Genomic DNA, 16,925 nt, shown 5'->3' on the forward strand with positions numbered 1-16,925 from the left:
CTGCGTATATAATAACCTTATTCCTCTCTTTTGTTCTTTCTTATTTATATCTAAATGTAATAAGATTCAAACTTAAGCCGTATATAATTTATTGCTGGCTTTTTGCTTACTTACGAAAGTCCTCGCGGACTTTCTTTGTCGGTAATTATTTACTAAATTAGTTGCTTAAAACACGCAACAAACCATATACAACAACGTTGTAACCAATTAAAACACAGATGACGTAAAGATGTCATATGGATGACGACACCAATGCCAATGCTTTTATTTAGCTTTGCTTTCAACAATTAAACATCTCTCAATTGAAGAACAAAGATTTAGCAAAAAGAGTAAAAGAATTAAGAAAGCGAAACGGAATGTCACAAGAACTCTTGGCAGAAAATTCTGGATTAAGTTTACGGACAGTTCAAAGAATTGAAAATGGAGAAACCCAACCTACTGGAGATTCTATTAAAAGATTATCTAGTGCCTTAAATGTTACACCTAACGAATTAATAGATTGGCAAATTATTGAAGATAGTAAAGCTTTATTACTATTAAACTTGTCACAACTAGGGTTTATAGCATTTCCATTACTTGGTATATTAATTCCATTAATTATTTGGACTTCAAAAAAGGATAAGATAAAAGATATAGACCAAGTCGGAAAATCCATTTTAAATTTTCAAATATCTTGGACCTTACTTTTGTTTTTATTAGTTATTGGTCTTTTTATTACCTCAAAACTTGAACTAACAACCATTTCTTTTTCTGGAATGCTAATAACTATCAGCGCAATGTATTTTCTAAATTTTGTAGTTGTAATAACTAATACCCTAAAATACCATAATGGCAAATCTGTAAGGTATCCATCAGTATTTAAATTCTTAAGTTAATTAAATAAAGAACTAATGAATAAATCAAACTACAAAGTAACATTGGAACTTGTCTTGCGTCAATGCGTTTTTATTATTCTTAATATTTATGCAATATCTAAATTGTTAGGTGGTCAATTCTATATGAAAGGAAAAATACCTGATGAAATTGCAAATACAACATTAGGAGAGGCTAGTGGATTTTCATTGGCTTGGACATTTATGGGACACTCATATTTTTATATTTTGTTCGTTGGTGTTTTTCAACTTTTAGGAGCTTGGTTTCTATTATGGAATAAAACAAAATTGACAGGAGTATTGATATTATTACCTATAATGGTAAACATAATTATATTCGATATTATTTTTCTTGATGTATATCCAGCATTAGCCAATGCCATAATAGTTCTTTTAATGTTATTCTTAATTCTATTTTTCAATAAAGAAATAGTAAAAGAGATAGTCATTAAGCTTACCAACTTTCAATCAAAAACTAGTGTTCCTATTAAAAAAAGATTAATCACTTTTGGAATTACTATTCTATTTATTGTATTAATTTTCAGTTTTGATTCATTCATTGAATACTGGCTTGGAGCAAGTACAGAAAAGATAATAGAATAATAACTGGTTACAACAAAGTACTGTGGTAAAAAACAAGTATAATCTGCTTTATTTTATCACTAAAGTACTTCTATAAGAATCATCGTAAATGAGTCCTGATTTTGCTATAGCAAAGGCTTGTTTTAAGCGCTTATTACAGACAGCAATCAAGGCTAGTTTTTTGCTTTTACCAGTCCACCAAATTTTTAAACGTTCGTGATGAGCTTGTTGAAGTATGACGGTTTCCAGTAAAAAGATACATAGTAAATCCCAATAGCTATCGGGACTGGCTTGTGCTCAATCCGAATAGATATAGCTAATTTTCAAGCTACGAGCCATATACAAAACCCTTACCTACAAGATGAAAAACAACCTTAAAATCAAATGTACAATTCGCATTGAACATAGGTAACTAATGTTACACTATAAAATAAAATATACTTCTAAATTTGATAACTAATTTACATTCAATAAAATGCTTTTTTTTAAAAACTTAATCTCATCAACATTATTTATACTAACCTTTTCTACTGTTTTTTCTCAAACAGCACCTTTTGAGATTAGTATTGAACCTATTAACATATCTGGTTTAGGTGGTATTCAATCCTATGCGTTTGGACAAGCAAATGGAAAGTGGCTTATAATTGGAGGAAGACTTGACGGACTTCATAGAAGACAACCTTGGGCATCTTTTGACGTTGCTGGACACAATAATCAGTTACATGTTATTGACCCAATTTCACTTCAAAAATGGAGTGTACCTTTAACTGCATTACCTACTTCAATTCAAGAACAATTAAGTTCTACAAATATGGAATTTTATCAAGAAGGAGATTATATATATTGTATTGGTGGTTATGGTTTCAGCTCAACTGAAAACGACCATACAACATTTGATAAACTAACTGCAATTAAAGTATCTGATGTTATAAATGGAATTATAAATAACACTACAATATCTACTTTTTTCAGACAAATTACAGACACACAATTTCAAGTTACTGGTGGTAGATTAAAAAAAATAAATAATACATATTACTTACTAGGTGGTCAAAAATTCATTGGACGATACAATCCTATGGGACCAAATAACGGACCAGGATTTATACAAGAATATACAGATGCTATTAGAAAATTTAATCTTTCAGATAATGGCACATCCATTACAATAACACATCTAACATCTCATACTGATAGTAATAATTTACATCGCCGAGATTATAATGCAGAACAACAAATTTTACCAAATGGAGATGAAGGGATAACAATGTTTTCAGGTGTTTTTCAACAAACAGTAAATTTACCTTTTTTAAATTCTGTTACTGTTGATAGTGATAATTACACTGTAAATAATACATTTCAACAATATTACAATCATTATCATTGTCCTGTTTTACCAATATATTCCGAACGAGATAATGAAATGCATACTGTTTTCTTTGGAGGTATTGCTCAGTTTTATGATAATTCAGGAATTTTAGTTCAAGATGATAATGTTCCTTTTGTAAATACTATTGCTAGAGTGACTAGAGTTAGTTCTGGAAATATGGCTGAATATAAATTACCTATTGAGATGCCCACACTTTTAGGGGCTGGAGCAGAATTTATACCTAATCTAGAATTCCCACATTTTAATAACGAAGTTTTCAAATTAGATAATCTAACAACTCAAGAAACTTTAATAGGTTATATTTATGGAGGCATAAGTAGTACACAACCTAATATCTTTTTCATTAATGATGGAACACAAAGTTCTGCCAATAGTCAAATTTTTAAGGTTTTAATAAAGAAACCTACAAGTTTATCTGTTGATGACTTAAATGAATCAAGTACAAATAACTTAAACTTAAAAATATATCCTAATCCAAATGATGGCAGATTGAAGGTTGTATTTAATTTGAATGAAGTTGAAGATGTAAAATTAATTATTCACGATTTAAACGGTAAAATTATTGACAAAGTTATATTAACTAATTTATCAATTGGGAGTAATTTTTATGAAAAGGACATTACCAAACTAACTAATGGTAGTGTATATTTTGTTTCTATTGAAACACCGAATACTAAAACAACTCACAAATTAGTAGTGAGAAAATAAAACCTGCAGATAACAAAGAACTGAGGTAAAAAACAACCCTTTTCTTCATTAAATTTGGACACTACTTTTTGAGGCTCAAAAGTCAGTAATTTGATTTTTGAGCTTTTAATTTTTATATAATCTCTACAACCTACCCTAATTTTAAAACGTAGGTTTCATCGTAGGATCTACCAGGTTTTGCGATAGCAAAACATTGTTTTGAGCAGTTTATTACTAACCGCTATTAGTGCCAGTTTTTTACTTTTTCCTTTACATTACGATATGAATTATTGATTTCGACACAAAGTATCTTATAGTAAGTAAAATCAGGAGTAAATGCTAGTAATGATAACACCTTTATAATCATCTGTTTCTATAGAAATTAAATCTATTTTTGATGTAAAGTCCATATAAAATGGTGCCGCACTTAGATCAATACCGCTTTTCTTTTTAAGGCGTATTCCTTGTCCAGAGATGATATCTATATTAGGTTTAAAAATACCTTTTGGTACATGTTCTGTGAGAATAACATGATCATAAACTTTTAATTTAGGAACTATCTGTGCGATTTCGGCGTTAGATAAATGCTGTAAAACCTGTCTTAAAATCGCCACATTTCCTGATGGTAAGGTATCTTTAGCCAGATCTAAACATTGAAAAGTCAGGTTTTCTTTTGTATACTTTTCTTTATTGCGTTCTATAAGTTCTGGAACAATGTCAACAGCTATGTATTTGGACACATATGGTAATAACTGGCTACCTATATTAAAATCACCGCAACCTAGGTCGCAAATTTCTACCGGCTTTTCCAGAGATCTTAAAAATGAAGCAACTTCTTTTACATAAGGTTCCATAATTTTAGGATCATGCGATCCTGCGCCAGAATAATAATCTATACCAGTTCCGCCCCAAAGTTTAAGGTCATAAATTTGTTGCATAGCTTCTTTAGTAGGCCATGGTTTCTTATCGTTCTTACTTGTTGCCATGTTTGAAAACTAGACTTCTTTTTTTCTAAATTTAAAATGCAACTTACTAACTTTTTGATGATAAAATCAAAGGCAACGTATATTAATTTGTATTTCTACTGTGTTATAATTTTTACTTACTTTCACTTTCTACTTTTATTATATTCTTGAAAATGCCAGTCTTTTATCCCTTGACAAATAAGAACACATTATATAAAAAATCATTTTTATTTTTAGCCGTCTTATTGCTATTTACTACTGTCATTTATGGACAAGAGTCTACTAAAAAACACTTTATATCTACCGTTGGTATTCATATAGGAAGCTCTTCTCAAGAAAGTTTTTTAGGGAATGATCCAGATTACTCACATGATAACAAATTCATTAATATCCAATTAACTCATGTAGTAAAGTCAAACGGGAATTGGAGTTTTGAATTATTAGCGCAACCTACATATTATCAAACTACTCATCAATTACTTAATCTTTTTTATATCCGACCAGAAGAGTTTGAAAACTTTGAAGAACTAAGAGATCGCTTTACACAACCAAACGATTACCAAGAATACACCTTACATGTAGGACTTCAGATACGTTATCAGTTCAATAAAAACTTAAGTTTATATGCCATAGGTGCTGTAGGACCACAAATATCCACTGAAAGTACAGAAAGACTTAGAAAAGGATTTACTTTTTCTGATATGATAGGCATAGGAACTTCTTATGAGTTTCAAAAGTTGAGATGGGACTTTAGAGCTAGTTTAAGACATACCTCAAACGCGCAATTAGCCCAACCTAATTCTGGTCATAATAGTTTTTCCATAGAGACAGGAGTATCCTACCTGTTTAATAAGTGATCCATTACCTATAGCATTAATAATGATGTATTAAATTACCTTCATCCTATTTAGATTTGTAAATTTGAGCACAACCTAACTTATGAAAACATTCCTTAACTTTAGTTTCATTATTTTAATTTTATTAGGCAGTCAAGAGTCCCAATCTCAATTAGGCTTAAACGAAGTAGCCACAGATATTCTATTTATTATCGACGGTTATAATGAACCTGCTGCAGAGGCAAGTGTAATGCAAACAGGTGCTGGCTGGTTTCATACGGCAAAATCGCTTGATCTATTCAAAACTAACATTGCGATAGGTATAAGTGGTTTACCATTTCCAAATAGCAAAAAGAATTTTACCGTAAAAGATTCTGATTTTAGTAACGTAGATATAAGAGATGGCGATCAAGCAAGCATTCCTACCACATTAGGAGGAAGAGGATTGACCTTTTTTGACTTTGAAATAGATGGTGAGGCCTATGAATTTCAAGCTTTTTCAGGCATAAGAAGTGACTTGTTTGCGATGCCGTACATCCAGGGACAAATTGGATTATGGAAAGAAACAGAACTAACTTTAAGGCTAGTTCCTCAATTAGTTATAGATAAATCCAGTTATGCCGTGTATGGATTGGGACTTAAGCATAACATATCTCAATATTTATTTAAAGAAAATAGAACATTAGAAATAGCGGTATACGGTAATTACAACCTTACCGATCTTAATATCGATTTTGAAGAACCTTTAGAACTTGCACCTTCTAACGGTAATCCACCATTAGCCATTTTAGATGGGTCATTAATTGATTTTCACTCCATTAATACTGGCCTTGTAGTTAGTAAGGACTTAAACAAATGGACATTCTCTACATCTTTAAATTACAATACCAGTTGGGTAGATTATAGTCTGACCGGTGAAAAAAGCCTGTTTTTAAACATTTTTAACGATGCGCTTACTACTCTTAGCGCCACAAAACACTCTTTCAGAGGTGATATAGGAGCAGCCTATCAAATCACACCTAAATGGAATATCAATTCCCAATTTAGCGCTGGGCAATTTGTTAACTTGAACATCAGTGGTATTTATTCTATCAATTAGATGTTCACAAAATATATTTTTATCTATTCCGCTTTCGCGAAAGCGGAACATCCATGCATCATCCATACACGCAACAGTCTATTTATTGATCTAACATATAGTAGAAAAGTTAAGATACGTTCATTCCTACTAGGTAATACCACCACAAGCTATTTACACCATAGGCTATTCTTAAAAATGTAGATACCGTCATACTATTAGATGGATCTTAAGAAGCACCAGCTGATTATGTGAATGGATATTTCTCTACATTGTTAATGTAAAAAAATAACTCCTCTAGAGAAATAAAATCGGTGTAGAAATTGAAACTACTATAATCTGTTATTCTTAAGGAAGTAATGGAATAGCCAGAACAAAATACACGGCTTAAAATATCTTTAAAAATGGAATACAAAAAAATCCCCATCATTACTGATGAGGATTTTTTATTTGCGAGAGGTTGTTAAACCTAAATTATTTTACTTTATTAACTACAGCTGTGAAAGCTTCTGGGTGATTCATGGCAAGGTCTGCAAGAACTTTACGATTTAACTCGATATTGTTCTTTTTTACAGCTCCCATAAATACAGAGTAGCTCATTCCATGCATACGAGCACCAGCATTGATACGCGTGATCCACAATCTACGGAATGTTCTTTTCTTGTTTCTTCTGTCGCGGTAAGAATAAGCCATAGCTTTATCTACTGCGTTCTTTGCTACTGTCCAAACGTTTTTACGACGTCCGAAGTAACCTTTTGCCTGCTTTAGGACTTTTTTTCTGCGAGCTCTACGAGCTACTGCGTTTACTGATCTAGGCATAATTTTAATTTTTTAACAGCAGGCGATCCATTTCTAGATTCTTTTATTGTGCACTACTATTGGGTTATTTTTTTAATTAATAAACCATCAAGGCTTACAAGTTTTCCTTATTTAAGGTTTAATTGTAACTTGATATTAGGCTCGTCTGCTTTGTGCACTAATGTAGAGTGCGTTAAAGCAAGCTTACGTTTCTTACTCTTTTTAGTCAGGATGTGACTTTTAAAAGCGTGTTTTCTTTTGATCTTTCCAGAACCAGTAAGCTTAAAACGCTTCTTAGCACTAGATTTTGTTTTCATCTTAGGCATAATTTCCTTTTTTAAATTCTCGCATTCCTCCGTTCAGACTATCGTAAAGACTTTATTTGTTACTTTCTAAAACCTATCAAATGGGTTTTGTAAAGCGCAAAATAAGACACAAAAAAACAGTCCTCATAGGAGGACTGCAAAAGTATATTTTTTCTTTGTAATGACCGCACGTTTAAAGGTGAAATCTGTATAAAAAAGTATTATTTTTTCTTAGGTGCGATAAACATATTCATACGTTTACCTTCCATTTTTGGCATTTGCTCTACTTTACCTAATTCTTCTAGATCTTGTGCTAATCTTAATAATAAGATTTCCCCTTGATCTTTATAAATAATAGAACGACCTTTAAAGAAAACGTAAGCTTTTAACTTTGCTCCTTCTTTAAGAAACTTCTCACCGTGCTTTCTTTTGAACTCATAATCATGATCATCTGTGTTCGGGCCAAATCTGATTTCTTTGATAACAACCTTACTTGCATTTTGTTTGATTACTTTTTCACGCTTCTTTTGCTCATAGACAAATTTCTTATAGTCCATGATTTTTGCCACAGGTGGATCTGCATTAGGAGAAATCTCAACTAGGTCAAGTTCTTTTTCCTGTGCTTCTTTAAGAGCATCTCTTGTATCCATGATACGAGGTTCTCCATCGCCCACTAGGCGTACTTGTCTCGCACGTATTTTTAAATTGATTGCGTGCTTGTCTTCTTTGATAATTCGAGCCGGACCACGGCTTCTGCGTCTACGTATTGCTATGACTATATAATTTTAATTAAACTTCAAATGTTTTTACAGTTTCAGAGATTTCCTTAGTTACTAATTCAGTAAACTGTGCTACTGTCATAGATCCTAGATCGTCTCCACCATGTTTTCTTACAGAAATCGTACCATCTTTTTCTTCCTGCTCACCTACGATAAGCATATAGGGTAATTTATTCATTTCTGCCTCACGGATTTTTTTACCCATGGTTTCAGCACGGTTATCGACTGCTGTGCGAATTTCGTTAATTTCTAGGGAATTTGCTACCTCTTTAGCATAATTTTCATATTTCTCACTGAGTGACAGAATGGTACACTGCTCTGGCATCAACCACAGTGGGAAATTACCACCCGTATGCTCTAATAAAATAGCAATAAATCTTTCCATAGATCCAAATGGCGCACGGTGAATCATGACAGGTCTATGCGACTCGTTGTCAGTTCCTTTATACCATAAATCAAAACGTTCTGGTAAATTGTAATCTACCTGTATCGTTCCTAATTGCCAGCTTCTTCCTAAAGCATCCTTTACCATAAAGTCTAATTTAGGACCATAAAAGGCAGCTTCACCTTCCTCAATCACATAGTTAAGACCTTTATCTTTTGCAGCACTGATAATAGCGTTCTCTGCTATTTCCCAGTTTGCGGTATCTCCTATATACTTTTCTGGTTTCTTAGGATCACGTATGCTTACTTGTGCTGTAAAGTTTTCAAAGCCTAAAGAGCCAAAAACATACATCACTAAATCTATTACTGCTTTAAATTCCTTATCCAGTTGTTCTGGCATACAGAAAATATGTGCATCATCTTGAGTGAAACCTCTTACACGAGTTAAACCGTGTAACTCGCCACTTTGCTCATATCTATAAACTGTACCAAATTCTGCAAAACGCTTTGGTAAATCTCTATAAGACCATTGCGCGCTTTTATATATCTCGCAGTGATGCGGACAGTTCATTGGTTTTAACAAGAACTCTTCATCATCATTAGGCGTCTTAATAGGCTGGAAAGAATCTGCTCCATATTTTTCATAATGACCAGAGGTCACATACAATTCTTTACTACCTATATGTGGACTTACCACCATTTCATAACCAGCTTTTTTCTGTGCTGCTTTTAAGAAATTCTCTAAACGCTCACGCAATGCTGCACCTTTAGGCAGCCATAATGGCAATCCCTGACCTACACGTTGAGAAAAAGTGAATAGCTGTAATTCTTTACCTAGTTTTCTATGGTCTCGCTTTTTAGCTTCTTCTAATAATTCCAAGTATTCTTTTAAATCCTTCTGCTTAGGAAAAGAAGTTCCGTACATACGTGTTAACTGTGGATTGTTCTCGTCTCCACGCCAGTATGCACCAGCAATACTCATTATTTTCACCGCCTTGATTATTCCTGTATTAGGAATATGACCACCGCGACATAAATCGGTAAAAGTATCGTGATCACAAAAAGTAATCTCGCCATCCGTTAAATTTTCTATCAATTCTACTTTAAAAGGATTGTTTTGATCCTGGTAAAATTTAATAGCATCTGCTTTGGAAACACTGCGCATGGTAAATTCATGTTTACCACGAGCAATCTCTAGCATGCGAGCTTCTATCTTTGGAATATCTGCCTCTGATATAGAGTGTTCTTTGAAATCTATATCATAATAAAAACCATTATCGATGGCTGGACCTATCGTAAGGCTTACACCAGGATATAACTCTTCAATAGCTTGTGCCATTATGTGAGAGGTAGAATGCCAGAAGGCTTCTTTTCCCTCTGGATTGCTAAAAGTAAAAAGCACTAAACTACCGTCTTCTGTTAGAGGTGTTTTAGTCTCTACTTTTGATCCATTAAAGCTAGCGCTTATGACATTGCGAGCAAGTCCTTGTGATATACTCATAGCGACATCCATAGGTGTTGTGCCGCTTTCCATTTCTTTAATACTGCCGTCTGGCAAAGTGATGTTAATCATAACTACAAAATATGAGCGGTAAAGGTAATGTCTTTATAGAAAATCGCAATTAAATTTCTGAACAGTTTTGAACTTATTTATATGTTTAAAAACTAGAAGATTTTAATTTTCTATCTCAAAGATGGACAAAACCTTTTCTATTTTAATAACTAATTATACAGCATGGAGCAATGGGTATTCCGCTTTCGCGAAAGCGTAACAAACAGCTATCTTATATCCTTTTTTAGAACAATCGTTAAGATAATCCTACTTTACAATTGTAATCATTGCAATAGCTTACCTTTGCAGCTTAATACAATACATGACATTTAAAGATTTAGGGTTAGTTGAACCCATCTTGCGAGCTTTGCAAGACCAAGGATATGAACGTCCTACACCTATTCAAGCACAAGCCATTCCAGTTTTATTAGAAGGAAAAGATTTACTAGGCTGTGCACAGACTGGAACCGGTAAAACTGCCGCATTTTCCATTCCCATCGTTCAAGATTTATATAATCTCCAGCCGCCGAAAGGCAAAAGGCGCATTAAAACATTAGTAGTTACTCCTACCAGAGAGCTTGCTATACAAATAGGAGAAAATTTTACTGCTTACACTAAATATACTGATATTAAGAATACGGTCATCTTTGGTGGTGTAAAACAAACTTCTCAAGTATACAAGTTACATCAAGGAGTGGACGTACTAGTGGCAACACCTGGAAGATTATTGGATTTAATCAACCAGCGTTTTATATCTCTTAATGATATCGAGCATTTTGTACTGGATGAGGCAGATCAAATGCTGGACATGGGTTTCATCCACGACATCAAGAAATTACTAAAGATTTTACCTGCTAAAAGACAATCGTTGTTTTTTAGTGCAACGATGCCTAGTGCAATCGTAAAACTTTCTAATGAAATTTTAGGAAATCCAGCGAGAGTAACTATTGAACCAGAAAAAACAACTGCAGAAAAAGTAGAACAGCGCATTTACCATGTCAACAAAAAGAATAAGACTAAACTCTTAATCGATTTATTGAGTAAGGAGCTTAATGACTCGACACTTGTTTTTTCTAGAACTAAACATGGAGCAAATAAGATCGTAAAAGACCTAGATAAAGCCGGTATTAAAAGTGCTGCTATTCACGGTAATAAATCTCAAGCTGCCAGGCAAAGAGCTTTAAAACAATTTAAAGATGGTGAATTAACTGCCCTAATCGCAACAGATATTGCGGCTCGTGGTATAGACATTGACGAGTTGAGCTATGTGGTAAACTATGACTTACCTAATGTACCAGAATCCTATGTTCACAGAATAGGAAGAACCGGTAGAGCCGGAGCAAGTGGTCTTGCCATTTCCTTTTGTATGCTAGAAGAACGTCCATTCTTAAAAGACATTGAAAAACTGATCAAGACTTCCATTCCTACAGTAGATGATCATGATTTTGAATTTAAGATGGAAGATGCGGCAGAACCTAGTCTTAAAAAACAAGGCGGTGGACGTGGCCGTTCACAAGGAAGAAACAACAATAAGCCTAAAAGTGGTGGTAATTCTTCTAAAAGCAGTGGCGGCAATCGCAACCGAAATCGAAACTCGAGGTAGTTTCTATAATTAGAATCGTATCAAAAAGCTCTTTATGTAATAATAAAGAGCTTTTTTGTTAAGTGGTTACCTTAGTTGGAAACATATTAAGCTATCTATCATAAAGTAAACATTTTAAAGCGCATCTTAATCTTAGGGAATAATATCACATGAAAAAGGAATGATATAAGAGAATTCAATAGGTCTATTGCCACATCTTTGTAGTATAATTAAAAACAATACTTAATGAACACTTCAAACACATCCATTTTCAACCTGATCCAAATTTTCACAACTGGAAAAAACAAAATCAAAGAAATGATCCAACCTAAGAAATATTGTGAAACGCATCTATTAGAAGATTACTATTGTGATCAAGAATAAAAATGTGACTCAAAGATTTTCTGATCTATTCTTGAATACAACCCTAAAGCAAAGTTTTCTCATATAAATTATTCAAAGAAAGTTTCATTTGCTTTTCTCCTATCTTAACAAAACCTTGATGGATGTAATACTGACATAAACCAGGATTAGTCGCATTACAATCTAGTCGCAGTAGTGAAATATTATTTTCACGTGCTTGATTTTCTATTTGATCAATAACATAACTACCTATTTGAAGTCCTTTGTATTCTGGGATAACCACAAAAGAATGAATGTAGTACGCTGGTTTTTTCTGTTTACCCCAGTACAAAAGGTCTTCTTCACAAAGTCGATACATTCCTATTACCTGCTTATTAAAAGTAACAAAATAGAATTCTTCATTTAAAAACCCTTCTTGCACCCATTTTAAGCGCTCTTCTGGCGGATCTAACCAATAATCCCATTGATTTATACCGCGATCTTTTAAATCTTGAGCTGCAATTTTAAGCAATTCAATAACTTTTGAAAAGTCATTTTTAACCGCCTTTTTTATACTTATCTCTTGATGTTTGTTTTTCATGACATTTAAAAGATTTGCTTCTATTTTCTCCCTTTGTAGCAAGGTAATTTGATAACCTATAACTAAACTAACAATTAAAAATATCCACCAGAGCATTATTAATTGTTTATTGATCTTTCTTTATTCTTATCAAGCATAACCACTTTTGATGAAACAAAAGATGAGTTCCAGAAATCCAACTGATTTTTATAATGTAAACCGGTTGTCGTGAATGTGAATCTATAATCTTTGCTAGTTATCATACATTCTATTAGGGCCATACATTTTATCGATGCTCTAATTGAAAGTGAAAAGGTGCGTTAGGTTTAAAAATACCATTCTTTTTAGAGAAGACTGTTAAGTACGTTTAAGACAATACTTCATGCCCTTCTAGATTAGTAATTCCCCAACTCTTAAGTTCTTCTTCTGTCCATAGATCTGGAAAGAAGATGCGCTTTTGATATCTAGGATGCATGTATTTTTGCCAATCGCTTCCTCCGGTTGCTCCTACTTCTGTATTACCACTATTCAAATACTTTGCTGCCGCTTTGAAGTGAGCCATTACCCAAAGTACATTTACAGTGTGATCATAATGCCTCATGGCATTTTGTAATTTTAAATCTTTCTGATCTTCTTGTGGCAAAGATTTAAACTTAGTCCAAAGATTACTGGTATTGTATGTTTTCATAAAGGTTATGAATTCCTCCATATATTTATCTTCAAACAATTCAAGTAATGTAGACTTCTCTCCTGTTTTATGATTTTTTCCTGCTGCCTGCCAGTATAAATGATCAAATGCGTGACTAAAAGGCGTATCACGATCTATAGTATCTCTAAAACGTATATCTATTAAGTTGATCAACTCTGTAGAGGCAAATTCTATTTTTCTATACTGTGCACTTTGGAAACCACTAGCTGGTGTTAGTGTATCTCTAAATTTCATGTATTGCTCTACTTCCATTCCGTCTCCCATAATTTCAAAAGAGGACGAAAGCATATCAAAATATCGACTGATTCGATCTAATCGCTCTGCAAAAAATGCAGTTTGTAGATCTGTATGATTTGCAATTTGTTCGATTTCCCAAAGTATCATTTTAAACAAAAGTTCGTTGATTTGATGATACATGATAAACACCATTTCATCTGGCAAATTAGTACGCTGTACTTGCAAATTAAGAAGTGCCTCTGGTTGTATATAATCCCAGTACGTAATAGGCTTTGCATGTAACAAACCACTTAAATGTGTGTTGACATCTTGACCTATTGCATCGTATTTAGTTTTTAAATCTTTATATAGTTGATCTTCTTTTATGTTCATTTGTGAAATGGCTGTTTTCTTGGTGGTATATTAAATTTCTATTTTATTAAAAGTAATTGAAACTATCGCGATCAATAACTGAACAGCACTAGTATCAGTAATATGTAAAAAATAGTATCTCAATGAATGCTAATTATCCTTTACCTCTTTATTAATCAGCTCTACCTTATCATCAGTGATTGTGATCAGTTTTTCTTTATATAGTTTACCTAGCGCCCTTTTGTAGGCTTTCTTACTCATTTCTAAGTGGTAACGTATATGATCTGCTGGGCTTTTATCTGTCAGCAACAAATAGCCATTAGGACTTTGCTTCAATTCACTCATCACTCTATCCACGTCTTTATCAATTACATTAAGAAAACCTTGTGGCCTTAAAGAAACATCTATGAGACCATCTTCTCTTATATGCTTTATATAGCCAGTTACTTCTTCTTCTACATCTAGTTCTGTATAAACCTCACTTCTGTAAAGCAAACCTTCTTGTTCTTCCTCAATGAGAACGGTATAACCTAGAGGCGTTTCTTTCTCTACTATTAACTGTACTTTATCTCCTACTTTTAAGTCCATTATTGGTCCTTTTTAATTTATTTAAAAGGTAACTAGCATAAATAATACTAGTGTTTCCTTAGTTTGATGTATGGATACTTTGTGTACTGTATCCGCTTTCGCGAAAGCGGGAAAAGCATCCGTCTAAAAATCAGTTTACCGTTTATTGAGAAGTTAAAAATTACCTCCAGTTTCTTCAACCAATGTAATGAAGCTATCCCTGACTTTAAAATCAAAGATACAATCTGCAGGTAACCTAAAGAATAGAATAAAAATAAAGTTATACCTATTGAAGAGATTTAAAAAGACTTTTAGAAATTGAAAAAGAAAGAAAACACCTGTGATTAAACCTTTTATAAGATCGACGGTTGATAGTTTTAGTACATTGGTTCCTGTGATAGAAATAACTCTCCACAAATTCACGATGTGGTTGACCTGTCATTATCTCTAACTGTTCTAAGGCTGCGATTTAACTGGCTGTGGTACCATTTGAGGATAAAAAATTACCACCTTTCACAAAGGTTACTAGACTGTCGTTTTGTACTTTTAAATTAGTGTACTCTTTTTGTAACGGCTCACTAACACCTATTCCAGTTACTATTTTCTTACTATTATAAATGAGCAGAATGTTTTTCTTATTTGTTAGTAACAGCTTAGGCACCGGGCAATTGTAAAATTCAGAAATTGATGTAAAACATACAAACGGGATAGAAAGTTAAATTACTGACTTTTGAGCTTCAAAAAATAGTGTCTAAATTTAATGAAGAAAAGGGTTGTCTTATAACTCAGTTCTTTGTTAGGGTTAGTTTTTTATCCACTCAATTGCATTTTCAGACATTTTTTTGTAGTCGTGACCTACATTTTTTATAGTGTCTATTTCCCAATTAAATGTCCAATTATTTTTGTTCTTCAATTTCTTATTCGCATTAAAAAAGGTTGTTCCACGTTCTAACCTATGTGCTCCTTGTTCCATTGCCAATTCAGTTGTTCTAAAAGTTCCTAAAATTGGGTCATTATCTAATTCGCCCAATAGAATAACCAATCTCTTATTGTAAGATTTTTGCAAATCTATTCCTGTATTTTGAATACCATACGGAAATTCAAGTTTATCGTTTGGTAGACTATAAAAGCCAGAATTTGCAGAGATAGCCGTTCCAATTCTCGATTCGGGCATTAACATTACCATTCTATGCACAAATTGTCCGCCAGCAGAATGTCCGAAAATATCGTATTGTTCGTTTGTAATGCTGTTAACCGATTTAATTTGGTCAAATATGTTTTCAACGACAGTATATGCCCATTCGCTTTTTGGATTTTCAGCTCCAAAAAAAGTAAATAGATTTCCCTCTTGATAGTCGTTCGTTGTGTATTTCGAAAACTTATTTTCAAATTCAGGTGCAACTATTAAAAGGTTATTTTCATCAGCTAATTCAATCCAAGCGTTTAGATAGTCATCAGCATTTCGTCCACCACCGTGCATAACGAAAACTATTTTATCTTTATCATTCCAGCTTTCAGGTTTATAAGTCCATACCTTAATCGATTTTCTCTTACTATCTTTATAAGCGTAGATAACAAAATTGTCTTTTCCGCTGTTAATTTTTTTGATTTCCGTTATTTCAGGTCCTTTTGGAAGTACATAGAGGTAAACATAACCTACAACTGAAAGAAACAAAAGGATAGATAAAGTATATAAAATTACCTTTTTTAAAATTCTAAGAGTTTTGTTCATTTTTAGTACTGAATTTTGTTTTAAATTAACCCTAACGTCTCCGTATATGAAACGTAGCGTGTAAAAAGACACTATCATTTCGGATTATACACGAGCCGAATTTTTATTTTTTCTATTTATCTTTTATATTCTAAATATACAAAAATAAAGATTTGGCGGACTTAATAAAGAAGCAAAAACCTCTCGGAAAGCCTATAATAGCTATGTTTTATACACGTCTTAAGTTTGAATCTTATTACATTTAGATATAAATAAGAAAGAACAAAAGAGAGGAATAAGGTTATTATATACGCAGAGGCTTAGATCTCGTCAACATTGAAAATCACCTCTCTTTTTCTACACAGATTTCGTACAGTTCTATGAGGCTTTTTAGACCTCGATTTTAAGTCGTTGAAACTCGCGTAGGTAGTCCTTTCAAAAAATCATTTAGTTATGAATAAAGATATTAAATTATATGGAATTGATATCAGTCATTTGGTCTTTGATGTTAGTAGTTCTTACAGATGGATTTGATCGATTTACTAGCGCTGCAGAATTATGTAGTTATGCCGGATTAACACCTGTGATAAGAAAGAGTGGCACCAGCGTAAACGGACG

At 33.0% G+C, this 16,925-nt stretch carries 18 protein-coding genes and 2 pseudogenes; 8 read left to right on the forward strand and 12 right to left on the reverse strand.

The features are described from left to right. The first annotated feature begins 302 nt into the window (after positions 1-302). Together ACTF54_RS13155 and ACTF54_RS13160 are read left to right on the forward strand one after the other, a co-directional pair. Positions 303-875: a DUF4870 domain-containing protein gene (locus tag ACTF54_RS13155; protein ID WP_438969554.1), complete on the forward strand. Its 573-nt coding sequence runs from the start codon at positions 303-305 to the stop codon at positions 873-875. 15 nt (positions 876-890) lie between these two features. Then, positions 891-1,475, forward strand: coding sequence for a hypothetical protein (locus ACTF54_RS13160; protein ID WP_271560137.1), 585 nt, complete (start codon positions 891-893; stop codon positions 1,473-1,475). Between the two features lie 48 nt (positions 1,476-1,523). Here the strand turns inward: ACTF54_RS13160 and ACTF54_RS13165 are convergent. Next, positions 1,524-1,646 (reverse strand): annotated as a pseudogene (locus ACTF54_RS13165) (IS110 family transposase); the annotation flags it as partial. Positions 1,647-1,929: 283 nt separating this feature from the next. Here ACTF54_RS13165 and ACTF54_RS13170 point away from each other — a divergent pair. Continuing rightward, positions 1,930-3,552: a T9SS type A sorting domain-containing protein gene (locus tag ACTF54_RS13170; protein ID WP_438969555.1), complete on the forward strand. Its 1,623-nt coding sequence runs from the start codon at positions 1,930-1,932 to the stop codon at positions 3,550-3,552. A 130-nt stretch (positions 3,553-3,682) separates the two neighbouring features. On the opposite strand, the pseudogene ACTF54_RS13175 reads toward ACTF54_RS13170, so the two are convergent. Together ACTF54_RS13175 and ACTF54_RS13180 are read right to left on the reverse strand one after the other, a co-directional pair. Next, positions 3,683-3,803, reverse strand: a pseudogene (locus ACTF54_RS13175) (IS110 family transposase); the annotation flags it as partial. A gap of 54 nt (positions 3,804-3,857) precedes the next feature. After that, positions 3,858-4,517 (reverse strand): class I SAM-dependent methyltransferase, encoded by a 660-nt coding sequence (locus tag ACTF54_RS13180; RefSeq protein ID WP_438969556.1) that lies wholly within the window; start codon positions 4,515-4,517, stop codon positions 3,858-3,860. Positions 4,518-4,741: 224 nt separating this feature from the next. On the opposite strand from ACTF54_RS13180, the gene ACTF54_RS13185 reads away from it, so the two are divergent. The 3 genes from ACTF54_RS13185 (at position 4,742) to ACTF54_RS13195 (ending at position 6,614) form a co-directional block, all read left to right on the forward strand. Next, positions 4,742-5,353 carry an acyloxyacyl hydrolase gene (locus ACTF54_RS13185; protein ID WP_438969557.1) on the forward strand — a complete coding sequence of 204 codons (612 nt, stop codon included), beginning with the start codon at positions 4,742-4,744 and terminating at the stop codon, positions 5,351-5,353. A gap of 82 nt (positions 5,354-5,435) precedes the next feature. Continuing rightward, entirely contained in the window at positions 5,436-6,431 is a 996-nt protein-coding gene (locus ACTF54_RS13190) for a DUF6588 family protein (protein WP_438969558.1), read from the forward strand. Then, the gene (locus tag ACTF54_RS13195) at positions 6,432-6,614 is read left to right on the forward strand and encodes a hypothetical protein (protein WP_438969559.1); all 183 of its coding nucleotides are present in this window, start codon (positions 6,432-6,434) and stop codon (positions 6,612-6,614) included. Between the two features lie 270 nt (positions 6,615-6,884). On the opposite strand, the gene rplT is transcribed toward ACTF54_RS13195, so the two are convergent. From rplT to thrS, 4 genes are all read right to left on the reverse strand, one after another. Then, positions 6,885-7,229, reverse strand: a complete 345-nt coding sequence (rplT, locus tag ACTF54_RS13200) for a 50S ribosomal protein L20 (RefSeq protein ID WP_347197444.1) — start codon at positions 7,227-7,229, stop codon at positions 6,885-6,887. Between the two features lie 107 nt (positions 7,230-7,336). Beyond that, positions 7,337-7,534, reverse strand: a complete 198-nt coding sequence (rpmI, locus tag ACTF54_RS13205) for a 50S ribosomal protein L35 (RefSeq protein WP_041566826.1) — start codon at positions 7,532-7,534, stop codon at positions 7,337-7,339. A gap of 200 nt (positions 7,535-7,734) precedes the next feature. Further along, complete coding sequence (infC, locus tag ACTF54_RS13210) at positions 7,735-8,247, reverse strand: translation initiation factor IF-3 (RefSeq protein WP_347197449.1); 513 nt, start codon at positions 8,245-8,247, stop codon at positions 7,735-7,737. 55 nt (positions 8,248-8,302) lie between these two features. Further along, entirely contained in the window at positions 8,303-10,249 is a 1,947-nt protein-coding gene (gene thrS / locus ACTF54_RS13215; protein WP_438969560.1) for a threonine--tRNA ligase, read from the reverse strand. Positions 10,250-10,550: 301 nt separating this feature from the next. On the opposite strand from thrS, the gene ACTF54_RS13220 reads away from it, so the two are divergent. Then, positions 10,551-11,831, forward strand: a complete 1,281-nt coding sequence (locus tag ACTF54_RS13220; protein WP_347197442.1) for a DEAD/DEAH box helicase — start codon at positions 10,551-10,553, stop codon at positions 11,829-11,831. Positions 11,832-12,237: 406 nt separating this feature from the next. On the opposite strand, the gene ACTF54_RS13225 is transcribed toward ACTF54_RS13220, so the two are convergent. The 5 genes from ACTF54_RS13225 to ACTF54_RS13245 all read right to left on the reverse strand — a co-directional run bounded on the left by ACTF54_RS13225 (position 12,238) and on the right by ACTF54_RS13245 (position 16,328). Continuing rightward, positions 12,238-12,849, reverse strand: coding sequence for a GNAT family N-acetyltransferase (locus ACTF54_RS13225; protein WP_438969561.1), 612 nt, complete (start codon positions 12,847-12,849; stop codon positions 12,238-12,240). A 250-nt stretch (positions 12,850-13,099) separates the two neighbouring features. Further along, the gene (locus ACTF54_RS13230) at positions 13,100-14,050 is read right to left on the reverse strand and encodes a tryptophan 2,3-dioxygenase family protein (protein WP_347195458.1); all 951 of its coding nucleotides are present in this window, start codon (positions 14,048-14,050) and stop codon (positions 13,100-13,102) included. Positions 14,051-14,179: 129 nt separating this feature from the next. Continuing rightward, on the reverse strand, positions 14,180-14,617 hold the full coding sequence (locus tag ACTF54_RS13235) for a DNA-binding protein (RefSeq protein ID WP_347195457.1): 438 nt from the start codon (positions 14,615-14,617) through the stop codon (positions 14,180-14,182). 448 nt (positions 14,618-15,065) lie between these two features. Continuing rightward, positions 15,066-15,257 (reverse strand): hypothetical protein, encoded by a 192-nt coding sequence (locus tag ACTF54_RS13240; RefSeq protein WP_438969562.1) that lies wholly within the window; start codon positions 15,255-15,257, stop codon positions 15,066-15,068. Positions 15,258-15,398: 141 nt separating this feature from the next. Continuing rightward, a complete protein-coding gene (locus tag ACTF54_RS13245) occupies positions 15,399-16,328 on the reverse strand; it encodes a hypothetical protein (protein ID WP_347195455.1) in 930 nt (309 codons plus the stop codon). Positions 16,329-16,782: 454 nt separating this feature from the next. Between ACTF54_RS13245 and ACTF54_RS13250 the strand changes: the two genes are divergently transcribed. Then, positions 16,783-16,925: transposase (locus ACTF54_RS13250; RefSeq protein ID WP_438969563.1), on the forward strand; the 143-nt coding region annotated here is incomplete at its 3' end.

The sequence above is a fragment of the Nonlabens sp. genome (genome assembly GCF_965657255.1).
GTDB lineage: Bacteria > Bacteroidota > Bacteroidia > Flavobacteriales > Flavobacteriaceae > Nonlabens.